We start from the raw sequence: 16,978 nt of genomic DNA on the forward strand, positions 1-16,978 counted from the left end.
TTATGGTCGTTCTGGGGTCTGGCAACACATACCAGAACTTCAGGGCGGCCTTTTACTTTAAAATTGAGGTATATAAAATGGAAGAACAAAAAAAAGGGTTTAGGATACCTTCTTCTTATACAGTTCTCTTTATTATCATTGCTATTATGGCAATTTTGACTTGGTTTATTCCTGCAGGAGCATATGACACAACCAAAGATGGAGCAGTTATTTCTGGTACCTATCATGCCGTAAAATCTAACCCACAAGGTATTTTTGATGTTTTAATGGCTCCAGTACGTGGGATGCTAGGTGTTAAAGGCACCGATGGAGCTATCAATGTTTCCTTCTTTATCTTAATGGTAGGAGGTTTCCTTGGAGTTGTCACAAAAACGGGAGCATTAGACCAAGGGATTGCTTCAATCGTTAAGAAAAATAAAGGCAGAGAAAAAATGCTCATCGCCATTTTGATTCCAATCTTTGCATTAGGAGGATCAACTTATGGTATGGGTGAAGAAACAATGGCTTTTTACCCACTGCTCATTCCAGTAATGATTGCTGTTGGTTTTGATAGTGTTGTTGCAGTTGCTATTATATTAATTGGTTCTCAAATTGGCTGCTTAGCCTCAACCATAAATCCTTTTGCAACAGGTGTTGCCGCAGATGCAGCGGGTATCTCGATTGCTGATGGTATGGTTTGGCGTGTCCTTCAATGGTTTATTCTAGTAGGATTGTCTATTTGGTTTGTCTATAGTTATGCAAGTAAAATTGAAAAAGATCCAAGTAAGTCTGTAATTGCAGATAAAATGCAAGAACACCGTGAAATCTTTAAACTACAAAATACTGACGAAGAGATGTCGAAAAAACAAGTAAAAGTTCTTTGGATATTTATTTGTACCTTTGTCATTATGATTTTGAGCTTGATTCCATGGGAAGGTTTTAAAATCACACTTTTCTCAAACTTTAATTCTTGGTTAACAGGTCTTCCTGTTGTAGGAACACTTGTCGGCAAATCAATGGGTGCTTTTGGAACTTGGTACTTCCCTGAAATTACAATGCTTTTCATTATGATGGGTGTTCTAGTTGCCATGGTTTATAAAATGTCTGAGGAAGATTTCCTCTCTTCATTCCTTACAGGTGCTGGAGAATTCCTAGGTGTTGCAATTATCTGTGCTGTTGCGCGTGGTATCCAAGTTATCATGAATGATGGTATGATCACATCAACTATTCTTTCTTGGGGTGAACAAGGGCTCTCAGGGCTATCATCACAAGTATTTATTATCTTAGCATACATTTTCTATCTACCAATGTCATTCTTGATTCCATCAACTTCAGGTCTTGCCGGAGCAACAATGGGTATTATGGCACCTCTTGGTCAATTCTCTCATGTCCCAGCGCACTTAGTTATTACAGCATTCCAATCAGCATCAGGTGTTCTTAATATGATTTCACCTACCTCAGCAATCGTTATGGGTGCTCTTGCTATTGGTAAAATTGATTTGGCAACTTGGTGGAAATTTATCACTAAATTTATCATCTTAGTTATTGTTGCAAGTATTCTCATTTTACTTCTTGCGACATTCTTTATCTAAGAAGACTAGAGGTAATATGGTATGAAAACATATATTACAAAACAACATCAAGAGGCTTGTGTTCAAGCGATTAAAAAAATTGTTTCTTTTCCTTCTGTTCTAAATGAAGGTGAGAATGGCACACCGTTTGGACAAGCTATTCAGGATGTTCTTGAAGAAACCTTAAAAATGTGTCAAGACATAGGTTTTACAACCTACATTGACCCGGAAGGTTATTATGGCTATGCGGAGTATGGCGAACAAAAAGAGGTTTTAGCTATTCTTTGTCACTTGGATGTGGTTCCAGAAGGTGACACGAATCTTTGGAATTCAGCCCCCTTTGATTGTATTGAGAGAGATGGCAAACTTTATGGTCGTGGTACACAAGATGATAAAGGACCATCAATGATGGCGCTCTATGCAGTGAAAGCTTTAATGGATGCAGGAGTTGCCTTTAACAAGCGTATTCGATTTATCTTTGGTACTGACGAAGAAACACTTTGGCGCTGTATGAACCGCTACAATGCTATTGAAGAACAAGCGACGTATGGTTTTGCACCTGATTCTAGTTTCCCTTTGATTTATGCTGAAAAAGGCTTGTTACAAGCCAAACTTGTTGGACACGGCTCAGAGGACTTGCAGTTGGAAGTTGGTAATGCTTATAATGTGGTACCAGCAAGAGCTTCTTACAAGGGAGAAGATATTGAGGATGTAAAAAAAGCCTTAGATCACTTAGGGTTTGAATATGTTTTCAAGGATAGTGAAGTAACAGTTTATGGTTTGGCACAACATGCAAAAGATGCCCCACATGGCATTAATGCTTTAATTCGTTTAGCTAAAGCATTAGTGAGCATTCACTCAAATCCTACCTTAAGCTTTTTAGCTGATTGTGTTGATGAAGATGGTAAAGGGCTTAATATCTTTGGACCTGTTGAAGATGAACCGTCAGGCAGTCTAAGTTTCAATGCTGCAGGACTAACACTGAATAAAGAGCTAACAGAAATTCGCTTGGATATCCGTATTCCAGTTTTAGCAGATAAGGAAAAATTGGTTCAAGACTTAACAGCAAAAGCAAAAGCATATGGTCTGTGTTATGAAGAATTTGACTATTTAGCACCATTATATGTGCCACTTGATAGTGAATTAGTAACAACCTTGCTAGAGGTTTACAGAGAAAAAACTGGTGATCAAAGTCCAGCGGTTTCATCTGGTGGTGCAACCTTTGCAAGAACAATGCCAAATTGTGTAGCTTTTGGAGCAATGTTCCCTGATTCAATTCAAACAGAACATCAAGAAAATGAAAATATCGTCTTAAAAGACGCCTATCGTGCTATGGAGATTTACGCAGAAGCTATCTACCGTTTAACACGATAAGAAAAAAATAGAGGAGTTTATCGTATGACAAAACAAAAAATTGTTGTGGCCTTAGGAGGAAATGCTATTCTTTCAAAAGATGCCTCAGCTAAAGCACAACAAGAAGCATTAATTTCAACATCAAAATCACTTGTAAAATTGATTAAAGAAGGAAATGAAGTGATTGTAACACATGGTAATGGTCCACAAGTTGGTAACTTACTTTTACAACAAGCAGCAGCTGATTCAGAAAAAAATCCAGCTATGCCACTTGATACCTGTGTAGCAATGACAGAAGGAAGTATCGGCTTTTGGTTGGTCAATGCCCTTGATAATGAATTGCAAGAACAAGGCATTGAAAAAGAAGTTGCAGCTGTAGTAACACAAGTTATTGTTGATAAAAATGATGCTGCATTTTCAAACCCAACAAAACCAATTGGCCCATTCCTAACTGAAGAAGAGGCTAAAAAACAAATGGCAGAAACGGGAGCAAATTTCAAAGAGGATGCTGGCCGTGGTTGGCGCAAAGTTGTTCCTTCTCCAAAACCTGTTGGAATCAAAGAAGCTAATGTTATCAGAAGTTTAGTTGATTCAGGTGTCGTTGTTGTTAGTGCAGGAGGAGGCGGTGTTCCAGTTGTTGAAGACCCAACTACTAAAATGCTCAAGGGTGTTGAAGCAGTTATTGACAAAGATTTTGCGAGCCAAACCTTGTCAGAATTAGTTGATGCTGATTTGTTTATTGTCTTAACAGGTGTGGATAATGTTTTTGTTAACTATAATCAGCCTAACCAAGAAAAATTAGAAACAGTGACTGTTTCTCAAATGAAACAATACATTACAGAAAATCAATTTGCACCTGGAAGCATGCTACCTAAAGTAGAAGCAGCTATTGCTTTTGTTGAGAACAAACCAACTTCTAAAGCAATTATTACCTCTCTTGAAAACATTGATCATGTTCTTTCAGAAGGAGCAGGAACACAAATTATTAGTGATTAAGTCCTCGTTTTAAGCCTTGGAATTCCCAAGGCTTTTTGATTTTTAAAAAAAAGAAAAAATAGTTTGACTATTTAGGAAATCTGCTCTTTATCTTTAATCTAAATAAGTGTATAATAGCTCTAATATTCTTTTAAAAGAGTAAAAAATAAGAGGAGGAGCTATGAAGAAAAGTTTTATTCATCAACAAGAGGAGATTTCCTTTGTTAAAAATACATTTACACAGTATTTAATTGCTAAGCTAGATGTTGTTGAAGTGCAAGGACCCATTTTAAGTCGGGTCGGGGATGGTATGCAGGATAATTTGTCCGGTATTGAAAACCCTGTATCTGTTAATGTTCTTAAAATTCCAAATGCAACCTTTGAAGTTGTCCATTCTTTGGCTAAATGGAAGCGTCACACTTTGGCACGTTTTGGTTTTAATGAAGGTGAAGGTCTTGTTGTTAATATGAAAGCCCTCCGTCCAGACGAGGATTCATTAGACCAAACCCACTCGGTTTATGTCGACCAGTGGGACTGGGAGAAGGTCATCCCTGATGGGCAACGCACCTTAGCTTATTTAAAAGAAACCGTTGAAACCATCTATAAAGTTATTCGTTTGACCGAACTGGCTGTTGAAGCCCGCTATGATATCGAAGCAGTTCTTCCTAAGAAAATTACCTTTATTCACACAGAAGAGTTAGTTGCAAGATACCCTGATTTGACTCCTAAAGAACGTGAAAATGCGATTACTAAGGAGTTTGGAGCAGTTTTCTTAATTGGTATTGGTGGCGTGCTTGCTGATGGTAAGCCGCATGATGGTCGTGCCCCTGACTATGATGACTGGACAACAGAATCAGAAAATGGCTACCATGGGCTTAATGGCGATATTTTGGTTTGGAATGCTCAACTTCAGTCAGCTTTTGAATTGTCATCAATGGGAATTCGTGTTGATCAAGAAGCCCTACGTCGTCAGGTTGCTATTACAGGTGATGGTGATCGTTTAGAATACGATTGGCATAAATCACTCTTAAATGGCCTTTTCCCACTATCGATTGGTGGAGGGATTGGTCAATCTCGTATGGCGATGTTCCTACTTCAGAAAAAGCACATCGGAGAAGTTCAAACGTCTGTTTGGCCACAAGAAGTACGTGATCAATTTGAGCATATTTTGTAAGAAAAGTAGCAACAATTGTGCACTGTAATTAATAGATGCATTGTCATACTCTGGAGAGGACCAAATTGGTTCTCTCTATTTTTATAGTCAAAGTGGTGAGAAGTCTAATGTTATCTTGTCAACATTACCAAAAAGCATTGGCTTAATGGCTTTGATCAGGTTGTTGGTGGAGGCTTTTCATTATAGCTTATATTTTTTTCAGTATTTAGAATTTTGCTTCATATTTTAAAAGTAAAATGGTTGGATAGTCCTATAAATTTGATATAATAAAAGCTATGAGAATTGTATCAGGTGAATTTGGTGGTCGTCCTCTTAAGACATTACCAGGAAAGACAACTCGCCCAACCTCTGACAAGGTTCGTGGTGCTATGTTTAATATGATTGGTCCTTATTTTCAAGGAGGACGTGTTTTAGATCTTTTTGCAGGGTCTGGTGGTTTAGCTATTGAAGCTGTTTCCCGGGGCATATCAGAGGCTGTTCTTGTTGAACGTGATCGGTCTGCGCAAGCTATTATCCAAGAAAATATCAAGATGACCAAGTCTGAAAACCAGTTTAAGTTATTAAAGATGGAGGCCAACAAGGCTATTGGTCAGTTGAGTCACCCCTTTGATTTGATTTTTCTGGACCCTCCATATGCTAAGGAAGAAATTGTTGCTACGATTGAGGCTTTGGATCAAAAAGGGCTTTTTACAGATGACATTATGGTAGTTTGTGAAACAGATAAGCAGGTTCAGCTGCCGGAAGAAATTGCTTCAGTTGGAATCTGGAAAGAAAAAGTTTATGGAATTAGTAAGGTAACGGTTTATGTCAAATAAAATTGGGCTTTATTCTGGCTCTTTTGACCCTGTAACTAATGGGCATATGGATATCATTGAGCGGGCCAGTCGCCTCTTTGAACACCTTTACATTGGGGTTTTTTACAATCCTGATAAAAAAGGGTTCTTTGATTTGGAGACCCGTGTACGAGTGTTGAAAGAAGCATTAGCCTCTTATGAGAATGTAAGTGTTGTATCTGCTCAAGATAAATTGGCAGTTGCTCTTGCTAAGGAATTGTCAGTAACCCATATGGTAAGAGGACTTCGTAATCCAACAGACTTTGAGTATGAAGCTAATTTAGAATATTTTAACCATCGTTTGGATGTTTCCATTGATACTGTTTATCTCATCGCTAGAAATCACATGCAACCCATTAGTTCAAGCCGCGTCAAAGAACTCTTGCATTTTAACTCATCAATAGAGGGCTTAGTTCCTCGAGCTGTTATTAAGGAATTGGAGTCTCAACATGAAAGTTATTAATAAAATCAAATGGTGGTTACTTGGAATTATAGCCTTTTTAGGGTTAGCCTTTACTTTTTTATACCCTTTGCCTTATTATATTGAAATGCCTGGTGGTGCTTATGATATTAAATCTGTTTTAGAGATTAAAGGGCATGAGGATAAGGAAAAAGGTTCCTATAATTTTGTTGCGGTAAGCCTTGGCCGAGCAACTCTTGCACAGGTTCTTTATGCATGGTTAACCCCTTTTACAGAAATTGCTCCAGCTGAAGAAACAACCGGTGGCTACAGTGATGAAGATTACATGCGTATTAACCAGTATTACTTAGAAACATCCCAAAACGATGCCATCTATCAAGGGTTAAAATTAGCTGGCAAAGAGGTTTCTCTGGATTATTTAGGGGTTTATGTTTTAGATGTTAGTAAAGATTCCTCATTTAAAGGCGTTTTAAACATTGCCGATACTGTGACTGCAGTTAACAACAAGCATTTTAAAAGCTCTGCTGATTTAATCAAATATGTCTCTGGCTTAAGTTTAGGTGATAAGGTTAGTGTTCAATACACGTCAAATGGCGTTGACCAATCTAAGAAGGGCCATATCATCAAGTTGAAGAACGGTAAGAATGGGATTGGTATTGGCTTGACAGACTATACCAAGGTTCATACAGACCAAGAGATTACCTTCAAAACAGAAGGGGTTGGAGGTCCAAGTGCTGGACTCATGTTTACCCTTGATATTCTTGATCGAATGAATAAGGAAGATTTGCGAAAGGGTCGTAAAATCGCTGGTACAGGTACCATTGATAGAGAAGGAAAAGTTGGTGATATTGGTGGAGCGGGTCTTAAAGTCGTTGCTGCAGCTAACGAATGAGCAGATGTCTTTTTTGTGCCAAACAACCCAGTTGATAAACGGGTTAAAAAGGTGAATCCTAAAGCAGTAACAAATTATCAAGAAGCCAAAGCAGCAGCAAAAAAATTAAAAACAAAAATGAAAATAGTTCCAGTCAGAAATGTTCAGGAAGCAATTGCTTATTTGCAACAATAAGGAAAGCAGGTCTTAAAAAAGATCTGTTTTTTTGTAGAAAAAAAGTTGACAGACAAAAAGAAAACGGTTACAATATATTTTGTGAGACCGATACCACAATGAAAAGAAGGGAGATTATATGGCAACCATTAAAGAGGTAGCAGAAGAAGCAGGTTTATCAAAATCAACAGTATCTCGCTACATTTCCCAAAAAGGCTATGTTTCAAAAGAAGCTCAGGAAAGTATTAAGGCTGCCATTGCCAAGTTACATTATAGCCCAAATGTACTTGCACAATCTCTTAAAACTAAAAAAAATCAATTGGTCGGTCTACTCCTACCAGATATTTCCAACCCTTTCTTTCCAAGGTTAGCTCGAGGAGCAGAAGAGTATCTGCAAGAAAAAGGCTACCGTGTTATGCTAGGAAATATATCAGATAGTGAAGATTTGGAAGAAGACTATCTCAAAGTGCTGATACAGAGTAACGCAGCTGGGATTATCACAACACATGATTTTACTAAAAAACATCCGGAAATTGATATTCCAGTGGTTGTTGTAGACCGTGTTGACGAGCAAACCAAATATGGCGTTTTTTCAGACAATAAAACAGGTGGTCATTTAGCTGCTGAAATTATTTGTCAAGCTGGTGCTAAGGAAGTTCTGTTAATTAGAGGACCACTCGATTTAGCTAATAATTTGAATGAGCGTTATCAATCCAGTTTAGCCTATCTTCAAAAAGAGGACTTGTTGATTCATACCAGCGATAGTAAGAGTTTCAAATTTGATAAGATTCAAAGCGAAGCCAGAAAAAACTTAAATCAGTGGACGAAAATTGACAGTATCATTGCTCCATCAGATGTGCATGCTATTGCATATTTACACGAGCTTTTAGCTCGTGGTGTTAAGGTGCCTGAGGAAGTTCAGGTTATGGGCTATGATGACATTTTAATGAGTCAGTTTATTTATCCTTCTTTGTCCACTATTCATCAACCATCTTATCGGATGGGGCACTATGCGGCAGAGTTGATTTATAAAATTGCGAATCAGATTCCGGTGGAAGAAAATCGGATTAAATTACCTGTTTATTATGTTGAACGTGAGACTGTAAGGAGGTCCTATGAGTAATATTGTTGTTGTTGGAAGTATTTCCATGGATTTAGTCATGGAAACTAGTCGTATTGCCCTTGAGGGGGAGACCGTTTTTGGGGATGCCTTCTCAATGGTGCCAGGCGGAAAAGGGGCTAATCAAGCTGTAGCTCTTGGACGTTTAAGTCATGGAGATGACTGTGTTAGTATGATAGGTACAGTTGGAAATGATTCTTTTGGTCCAATTCTAGTAGACAATCTTAAAAAGAATGCAGTTAATGTGGATTGTGTGGGAACGGTACCAGAATCATCTGGAATTGCACAAATTACTCTCTTTAATCAAGATAATCGCATCATTGTTTTTCCAGGGGCAAATGCCTTGGTTGACACTGGCGGCTGGACTAAGGAATGGGAAATCATCAAGACCTGTGATTTAGTGATTTTACAAAATGAAATTCCACATGAAGTCAATTTACAAATTGCATCTTATTGCCATGACCATAAGATTAGAGTGCTTTATAATCCGGCACCAGCACGATCAAGTGATCTTGAGATGATTGATTATGTTACTTACTTCACTCCAAATGAAGGTGAGTGTAAGGAACTCTTCCCTGATAAGACTATAGAAGAGGCCTTGAAAAGCTTCCCAAATAAGTTAATTGTTACACTTGGAAGTAAGGGCTCTACTTATTATGATGGCAAGCAAATTCAAATGATTCCAGCCATTAAAACACAGGCCGTTGATACAACAGGAGCCGGAGATACATTTAACGGAGCTTTTGGCTTTGCGCTTTCAAATGATTTGGCAATTGCTGACGCTTTAAGATTTGCAACCTTAGCATCACATTTATCGGTTCAGAAATTTGGAGCGCAAGGTGGTATGCCAACGTTAGATGAGATGAAAGGACATGAAGCATATGAAGAAAAATGGAATCTTAAATAGTGACTTAGCAAAAGTTGTAGATGATTTAGGACATACGGATTGTGTTTGTATTGGTGATTTAGGCTTACCTGTTCCCACAGGTGTTAAGAAAATTGATTTGGCCTTACGCCATGGTCAGCCGACTTTCCAGGATGTACTGGATGTTTATTTGGAAAATGTTTTGGTTGAAAAAGTAGTCCTTGCAGAAGAAATTAAGACAGAGAACCCAGATCAATTGCAAGCTATCTTGGATAAATTGGATCGTTCGGTTCAAGTTGACTATCTGTCACATGAAGAATTCAAGAATCTTAACAGTCAAGTTAAGGCTGTCATAAGAACCGGCGAAGATACCCCGTATTCAAATATTATCTTACAATCTGGCGTAATACTTTAGAAAGGTTGATCTCATGAAAATTGACATGAAAGGCATTTCTAAATCTTTTGGTAGTAATAAAGTCTTAGAAAAAATTGATTTAGTGATTGAATCTGGTCAGGTTCATGCCTTAATGGGTGAAAATGGTGCTGGGAAATCAACCTTGATGAATATTCTGACAGGACTTTTTCCAGCAAGTGCAGGAAGTATTTTAATTGATGGAAAAGAAATGACCTTTTCTAATCCTCAAGAGGCCGAAGAGTTTGGGATTAGTTTTATCCATCAAGAAATGAATACTTGGTCTGAGATGACTGTATTAGAAAATCTCTTTTTAGGGCGTGAAATTAAAACAAAATTTGGTTTACTGGACCAAAAACAAATGAAAGCTAAAGCACAAGAAGCATTTAATAGGTTACATGTTTCTATCCCGCTTGACCGCCCAATTGGTAGTCTATCTGTTGGTCAGCAACAAATGATTGAAATTGCCAAGAGCTTGCTAACCAAGGTTTCTTTATTAATCATGGATGAACCAACAGCTGCACTGACAGATCGTGAAACTGAAAATCTGTTTCGAGTGATTCAATCCTTGAAAAATGACGGAGTGGGTATTGTTTATATTTCTCACCGAATGGAAGAAATTTTCAAAATCACAGATTTGGTAACAGTCATGCGTGATGGTATTGTTGTTGACACTAAAAAAACCAAAGAAACCAGTCCGCAGGAATTGGTGAAAAAAATGGTGGGCCGTGAAATTGAGGATTATTATCCTGAAAAAACCGCTAAAATTGGAGAGGTAGCCTTTGAAGTATCACATCTATCTGGTAAGCATTTTGAAGATGTGTCATTCAAAGTGCGTCAAGGTGAAATTCTAGGTTTTTCTGGTCTCATGGGGGCAGGGCGTACCGAAGTGATGCGTGCTATCTTTGGTCTTGATACCAAAAGGTCTGGAAGCATTAAAATTGCTGATCAGGAAGTTACCATTACTAATCCGGTACAAGCTATTCAACATGGGATTGGATTTCTAACAGAGGATCGTAAAGAAGAAGGGCTAATTCTTGATTTTTCCATTAAAGACAATATGACATTGCCTAGTACAAAAGATTTTGTCAAAAATGGACTTTTTGACGATAAAACAAGTACCAGTTTTGTTCAACAACTGATTGATCGTCTAAGAATAAAAACAGGAACTCCTAAGATGCCAGTTGGTAATTTATCAGGAGGTAACCAACAAAAAGTTGTTCTCGCAAAATGGATTGGTATAGCACCAAAGGTGCTGATTCTTGACGAACCAACTCGAGGCGTTGATGTGGGTGCCAAGCGTGAAATTTATCAATTGATGAACGAGCTAGCACAAAGAGGTGTTCCAATCATCATGGTTTCATCTGATTTACCAGAAATTCTTGGTGTTAGTGACAGGATTATTGTCATGCATGAGGGTAAAATCGCAGGTGAACGACACCGAGACGACGCTGATCAAGAAAAAATAATGCAACTGGCTACAGGAGGTAAATAAGGTGAAAAAAGTCATGAAATATATGTCAGAGCTAACCACTCTGATAGCTTTATTGGGATTGATGATTGTAATGACTGCAATTAATCCTAACTTTTTAACAACAAATAACTTGATGAATCTATTGTTACAAGTGACTGCAAATGGCTTCATTGCTTTTGGGATGACCTTTGTTATCTTAACAGGGGGTATTGACCTTTCTGTTGGTTCAATTTTAGCACTCTCAAGTGCCTTAACGGCAGGTCTTATTGGCAGTGGTGTTCCAGTTGGTATGGCTATTGTGATTGCTATTATATTAGGGGGCATTTTTGGTATGTTAAATGGCCTTCTTATTTCCTACGGGAAATTAGCCCCATTTATCGTCACCTTAGCAACCATGACGATTTTTAGAGGAGCAACTTTAGTTTATTCCAATGGAAATCCTATCACAGCAGGACTTTCAGATAGCTTCCTCTTTCAATTTTTAGGGCAGGGCTACCTTTTTGGAATCCCATTTCCAGTAGTCCTCATGTTTCTTACTTTTCTTATTTTGTATGTTCTATTACATAAAACAGCCTTTGGGAAATCTGTCTATGCTCTAGGAGGGAATGAAAAAGCAGCATATATCTCAGGGATTAAGTTAAACAAGGTTAAAATCATCATCTATACAATCTCTGGTATGATGGCTTCTATTTCTGGCTTGATTATTACATCACGCTTGAGTTCAGCGCAACCAACTGCTGGAGCAAGTTATGAAATGGATGCTATTGCGGCGGTTGTTTTAGGTGGAACGTCACTTTCTGGTGGTAAAGGTCGTATCCTTGGGACTTTGATTGGGACACTTATTATTGGTGTGCTAAATAATGGTTTAAATATCATTGGGGTGTCAGCCTTCTGGCAACAGGTCGTTAAAGGTATTGTCATTTTAATTGCTGTTTTACTTGACCGTTTTAAAGTAGCGAAGCCATAATTCGCCACATAGAACAAAAACTTGTCAATCTCACACTATTATTCTAAAGGAGTAGGTAAAATGAAATTTGGTAAAAAATTAGGCTTTCTTGCTTTGTTCATGTCAATGGTTCTTGTTTTGGGTGCTTGCGGCAAAACAGGTTTAGATAATGCGTCAAATGCTTCGAAAGAAGTCACTAAAAAAGCTGCAAAAGATCTCAAATTAGGGGTTTCGATCTCAACAACAAATAACCCATATTTTGTTGCTATGAAAGATGGGTTAGATAAATATGCTGGTGAAAAGAAAGTGAGCATGAAAGTTGCTGATGCTCAAGATGATGCTGCTCGCCAAGCAGATGATATTCAAAACTTTATCAGCCAAAATGTCGATGCTATTTTGATCAATCCAGTTGACTCAAAAGCCGTTGTCACATCCATTAAAGCAGCCAATAAAGCAAATATTCCAGTTGTTCTTATTGACCGTGGAAGTGAGGGCGGAGACGTTTTAACAACAGTTGCTTCTGATAACGTTGAAGCAGGTAAAATGGCTGCAGAATTTGTTGTTGAAAAATTAGGGGATAAAGCTAAAGCTTTTGAACTTTCAGGGGTACCTGGAGCTTCTGCAACAGTGGACCGTGGGAAAGGCTTTAATAAAATCGCAAAAGAAAAATTAACTGTTTTATCAAGCCAATCAGCAAACTTTGACCGTGCGAAAGCTCTTAACACAGCTCAAAACATGATTCAAGCAAACAAAGATGTTCAAGTTATTTTTGCACAAAATGATGAAATGGCGCTCGGAGCAGCACAAGCTGTGAAATCTGCAGGACTAAAAGACATTATTATCATCGGTATTGATGGCCAGCCAGATGCACATGATGCTATAAAAAATGGTGATATTACAGCAACAATTGCTCAACAACCTGCTAAAATGGGAGAAATTGCTATCCAAGCAGCAATTGACCATTACCAAGGGAAAAAAGTTGAAAAATCAACAGTGGCACCGATTTTCCTTGTGACAAAAGAAAATGTTGATCAGTATAACTGGTAATGCCAGTAGTGAGAGAAGTGTTTAGGCACTTCTTTTTTGTTTGGGCTCACTAACAGTGAAATATGGCTAGTGTCATGCTATAATGAAGAAAGACAGATGGTCTTATTAGAAACCTTGGAGGAAAAATGGATGATTGAAAATATTAGATTGCTTCATTTGAATGACCTACATTCTCACTTAGAAGCTTTCCCAAAAGTCAGCCGTTTTTTTCGAGAGGCTTCACAAACAGATGCTCAAGTGATTAAACTTGATCTTGGAGATAATATTGACCGCAGCCATCCCTTATCAGATGCCACAAAGGGCAAAGCCAATGTAGAGTTGATGAATCAATTAGGGATTGATTTTGCGACAATTGGAAATAATGAGGGGATTGGATTAAGTAAGGAAGAACTCAATAAGGTTTATGATGAGGCAAATTTCACCCTTATTATTGGGAATCTTAAAGATGAGGGAAAACAACCTGTTTGGGGGAGGCCTTACAGTATTTATGAAACAGCTGCAGGTACAAAAATAGCATTTCTAGCCTATACTTTCCCTTATGATAAAACCTATGCTCCAAACGGTTGGCAAATTGAAGAGCCAATAGCAGCTCTAAAAAGAGATTTGCAGATTCCTCAAGTTGCCCATGCAGATATTAGAATACTATTGAGCCATTTGGGCATTCGAGTAGATGAAAAGATCACAGAAGAAGTTGACCAACTTGACCTGATTATTGGCAGTCATACCCACCATGTTTTTGAAGAAGGGGCCTGTCTCAACGGGACTTATATGGCTTGCGCTGGAAAGTATGGGGAGCATGTAGGCGAAATCAATATGCAAGTGACCAATCATCGACTGAGCCATCTTGATATTATTGCCCATGAAACCAGTCATATGGCCACAGAAAAAGGGGATAAGGAGCAAGTAAATGGTTTTTTAGAGCAAGGTAAAACTCTCTTAAGTAAAATTCCTGTCGCAAGTCTAGCAGAAGCATTAAATGAAGAAGCTTCTTTAGAACTTATTATGGATGCTATGATTGATTATGCTGATGCAGATTTAGCGATAATCAATTCAGGGTTACTACTTGCTCCTTTTAGGCAAGAATTAAGCCGGAAAGACCTGCACTTGTCCTTGCCTCATCAGATGCGTCTAGCCACTTTTACGCTTAGTGAACAGCAATTATCACTGCTTTGTTATGACATGTTTGAGAAAGCAGAGCTATTAAAAAATCAAGAAATTAGAGGAATGGGCTTTAGAGGCAAACACTTTGGGAAGTTAATGACTAGAGGCTTTGAATACAAAAATGGGAAAATAGTGTATAATAGAAGAGTTATAGGTAAATCAGATGCCATGAAAGTGGTTGTGGTTGACCAATATTATTTTGCATCCTATTTTTCACGCTTAAAAGAGATGCAAGTAGAACTTTTATTTCCAGAATTATTAAGAGAAGTCCTTGAACTGTACCTCAAGAAAAGGAATTGAACCAGAAAGGAGTCCAATGAAAAAAGAAGTAACACCTGAAATGTATAACTATAATAAGTTTCCCGGTCCAGAATTTATTGCTTTTGACGATCAGGTTAAAAGCGATACGATTTCCTTTACGCTATTAGAAAATGTAAAGGATGCTTTTGACGCAACTGTTTTTGGCCAACGTTTCACGGATATTTTGTTGAAATATGATTATATCGTAGGTGACTGGGGCAATGAGCAATTACGCCTAAGGGGTTTTTACAAGGATGCTAATGACATCAAGAAGTCGAGCCGTATATCTCGTTTAGAAGACTATATTAAAGAGTATTGTAACTTTGGTTGTGCTTATTTTGTTTTAGAAAATGCTAATCCTGTTGAAATCAAGTTTGAAGAGGAACGTGCCCCACGACGTAAAAAAAATAATCGCTCAGGAAAAGCAAAACCAAAAGCTTTAGCGACAATAGAGCCTTCAAAAGCTAAAGGGAAAGCAAAAAGCAAATCAGCTGATGGCTTAAAAGAGAAAAAACAATTTACAAGTAAGAAGCGTCAAGAAACAAAGAAACCAAAATCAAGAACTGAAGGTAAGGCGAAAGAGTCGTCACACAATGCTAAAACAGGTCACTTTGTTATCAGAAAGAAGGAAAAATAAAGCATGAAACCATCAATTTATAGTTTAACCCGAGATGAGCTCATTGATTGGGCAGTTGACAATGGTCAGAAAAAATTTAGAGCGACACAAATCTGGGATTGGCTATATAAAAAACGTGTTCAAAGTTTTGACGAAATGACCAATATTTCAAAAGACTTTATTGAACTCTTAAATACGCATTTCTGTGTTAATCCTCTGAAACAAAGAACTGTTCAGGAGTCTGCAGATGGTACAGTAAAATATCTTTTTGAATTGCCAGATGGTATGTTGATTGAGACTGTTTTAATGCGTCAGCACTATGGTCAATCGGTTTGTGTCACAACACAAGTTGGGTGTAATATCGGCTGTACCTTCTGTGCCAGTGGATTAATTAAAAAACAACGTGACCTAACAAATGGTGAAATCACAGCTCAGATTATGTTGGTTCAAAAATATTTTGATGAGCGTGGAAAAGATGAACGTGTTAGCCATGTGGTTGTTATGGGCATTGGTGAACCTTTTGATAACTATGATAATGTTATGAAGTTCCTTAGAACTATTAATGATGATAATGGTTTAGCTATTGGAGCCCGTCACATAACAGTTTCAACGTCTGGTCTTGCACATAAAATTCGTGATTTTGCCAATGAGGGTGTTCAAGTTAATCTTGCAGTATCTCTTCACGCGCCAAACAATGAGTTGCGTTCAAGCATTATGCGCATCAACCGTTCTTTCCCTTTGGAAAAACTTTTTGCTGCTATCGAGTATTACATTGAAACAACAAATCGTCGTGTGACTTTTGAATATATTATGTTAAATGAAGTTAATGATGGTGTTGAACAGGCACAAGAGTTAGCTGATTTAACAAAAAATATTCGTAAATTATCTTATGTTAACTTGATTCCATACAATCCTGTTTCAGAACATGACCAATACAGTAGAAGCCCTAAGGCGCGTGTTGAAGCCTTTTACGATGTTTTGAAAAAGAATGGCGTTAACTGTGTCGTTCGTCAAGAACATGGTACAGATATTGATGCTGCTTGTGGTCAGCTCCGTTCAAACACAATGAAGAAAGATAAATTAGCCGCTAAAGCTAACAAGGGATAGAAAGTAATGTCTAATCCTAATCATCTCTCACAACATTGGCTTAACACCATAAGGATTTTAGCAATTCTTTATGTGTTGGCAGTGATGTTCATGTGTTTTACACCTCAACCAAGTCTTTTTGGACAGGTAGAAACGCCTAATATTATAGTAATTGGCCGTTTGCGACTTTTACTAGTTCCCTTTAATTCAATCTTTGGATGGCATCAAATAACCAGTTTGTACCAGTTACTTTGGGTCTTTTGTCAAAATATCTTAAATGTTTTTCTACTTTTTCCATTTGTTTTTTTCGTGCATTTGTTGACGGGGAAATGGCATGGCTATAAAAAAAGTGCTCTTTTAGGGTTTTTAATCAGCTTAACCATTGAAGTGACTCAACTTGTTTTAGATTTAGCAATTGATGCCAATCGTGTGTTTGAAATAGATGACCTTTGGACCAATAGTTTAGGTGCTGTTTTTGCTTATTTTATGTATCGTCTTATCACAAAAAATAGGGTGACTAAAATCTAAGTTTCTCTCCTTTGGAGAGACTTTTTGTTGACAAAAAACATTATAAATATAGAATTTTTAATAAGAAAGGAC

At 37.7% G+C, this 16,978-nt stretch carries 16 protein-coding genes and 1 pseudogene; all 17 read left to right on the forward strand.

The genetic code is table 11. The features are described 5' to 3' along the window. The first annotated feature begins 77 nt into the window (after nt 1-77). The 17 genes and pseudogenes from Q9317_RS02805 to Q9317_RS02885 all read left to right on the forward strand — a co-directional run bounded on the left by Q9317_RS02805 (nt 78) and on the right by Q9317_RS02885 (nt 16,906). Complete coding sequence (locus Q9317_RS02805) at nt 78-1,571, forward strand: YfcC family protein (protein WP_003100984.1); 1,494 nt, start codon at nt 78-80, stop codon at nt 1,569-1,571. Nucleotides 1,572-1,592: 21 nt separating this feature from the next. Further along, complete coding sequence (locus Q9317_RS02810; protein ID WP_003100985.1) at nt 1,593-2,924, forward strand: dipeptidase; 1,332 nt, start codon at nt 1,593-1,595, stop codon at nt 2,922-2,924. A gap of 24 nt (nt 2,925-2,948) precedes the next feature. After that, complete coding sequence (arcC, locus tag Q9317_RS02815; RefSeq protein WP_003100986.1) at nt 2,949-3,899, forward strand: carbamate kinase; 951 nt, start codon at nt 2,949-2,951, stop codon at nt 3,897-3,899. A 160-nt stretch (nt 3,900-4,059) separates the two neighbouring features. Then, complete coding sequence (asnA, locus tag Q9317_RS02820) at nt 4,060-5,052, forward strand: aspartate--ammonia ligase (RefSeq protein WP_003100987.1); 993 nt, start codon at nt 4,060-4,062, stop codon at nt 5,050-5,052. Between the two features lie 275 nt (nt 5,053-5,327). Then, complete coding sequence (gene rsmD, locus Q9317_RS02825; protein ID WP_003100988.1) at nt 5,328-5,867, forward strand: 16S rRNA (guanine(966)-N(2))-methyltransferase RsmD; 540 nt, start codon at nt 5,328-5,330, stop codon at nt 5,865-5,867. Beyond that, nucleotides 5,857-6,348, forward strand: a complete 492-nt coding sequence (coaD, locus tag Q9317_RS02830) for a pantetheine-phosphate adenylyltransferase (RefSeq protein ID WP_003100989.1) — start codon at nt 5,857-5,859, stop codon at nt 6,346-6,348. Before rsmD ends, coaD begins: the two co-directional genes overlap by 11 nt. Next, nucleotides 6,335-7,372 (forward strand): annotated as a pseudogene (locus tag Q9317_RS02835) (SepM family pheromone-processing serine protease). Before coaD ends, Q9317_RS02835 begins: the two are co-directional and overlap by 14 nt. 118 nt (nt 7,373-7,490) lie before the next feature. Further along, nucleotides 7,491-8,474: a LacI family DNA-binding transcriptional regulator gene (locus Q9317_RS02840; protein WP_016355854.1), complete on the forward strand. Its 984-nt coding sequence runs from the start codon at nt 7,491-7,493 to the stop codon at nt 8,472-8,474. Then, a complete protein-coding gene (gene rbsK / locus Q9317_RS02845) occupies nt 8,467-9,378 on the forward strand; it encodes a ribokinase (RefSeq protein ID WP_003100992.1) in 912 nt (303 codons plus the stop codon). Before Q9317_RS02840 ends, rbsK begins: the two co-directional genes overlap by 8 nt. After that, nucleotides 9,353-9,751 (forward strand): D-ribose pyranase, encoded by a 399-nt coding sequence (gene rbsD / locus Q9317_RS02850; RefSeq protein WP_003100993.1) that lies wholly within the window; start codon nt 9,353-9,355, stop codon nt 9,749-9,751. Before rbsK ends, rbsD begins: the two co-directional genes overlap by 26 nt. A 13-nt stretch (nt 9,752-9,764) precedes the next feature. Then, complete coding sequence (locus Q9317_RS02855; RefSeq protein ID WP_003100996.1) at nt 9,765-11,243, forward strand: sugar ABC transporter ATP-binding protein; 1,479 nt, start codon at nt 9,765-9,767, stop codon at nt 11,241-11,243. Between the two features lies 1 nt (nt 11,244). Continuing rightward, a complete protein-coding gene (locus Q9317_RS02860) occupies nt 11,245-12,189 on the forward strand; it encodes an ABC transporter permease subunit (protein ID WP_183121193.1) in 945 nt (314 codons plus the stop codon). A 60-nt stretch (nt 12,190-12,249) separates the two neighbouring features. Next, complete coding sequence (locus tag Q9317_RS02865) at nt 12,250-13,215, forward strand: substrate-binding domain-containing protein (RefSeq protein ID WP_016355855.1); 966 nt, start codon at nt 12,250-12,252, stop codon at nt 13,213-13,215. 129 nt (nt 13,216-13,344) lie between these two features. After that, nucleotides 13,345-14,676 carry a bifunctional metallophosphatase/5'-nucleotidase gene (locus Q9317_RS02870; RefSeq protein ID WP_037583634.1) on the forward strand — a complete coding sequence of 444 codons (1,332 nt, stop codon included), beginning with the start codon at nt 13,345-13,347 and terminating at the stop codon, nt 14,674-14,676. 16 nt (nt 14,677-14,692) lie between these two features. Beyond that, the gene (locus tag Q9317_RS02875; protein WP_016355856.1) at nt 14,693-15,313 is read left to right on the forward strand and encodes a YutD family protein; all 621 of its coding nucleotides are present in this window, start codon (nt 14,693-14,695) and stop codon (nt 15,311-15,313) included. Between the two features lie 3 nt (nt 15,314-15,316). After that, nucleotides 15,317-16,399: a dual-specificity RNA methyltransferase RlmN gene (gene rlmN, locus Q9317_RS02880; protein WP_016355857.1), complete on the forward strand. Its 1,083-nt coding sequence runs from the start codon at nt 15,317-15,319 to the stop codon at nt 16,397-16,399. Nucleotides 16,400-16,405: 6 nt separating this feature from the next. Next, nucleotides 16,406-16,906 carry a VanZ family protein gene (locus tag Q9317_RS02885; protein ID WP_016355858.1) on the forward strand — a complete coding sequence of 167 codons (501 nt, stop codon included), beginning with the start codon at nt 16,406-16,408 and terminating at the stop codon, nt 16,904-16,906. The last annotated feature ends 72 nt before the right edge of the window (nt 16,907-16,978 follow it).

This window comes from Streptococcus iniae (genome assembly GCF_030732225.1).
Lineage (GTDB): Bacteria > Bacillota > Bacilli > Lactobacillales > Streptococcaceae > Streptococcus > Streptococcus iniae.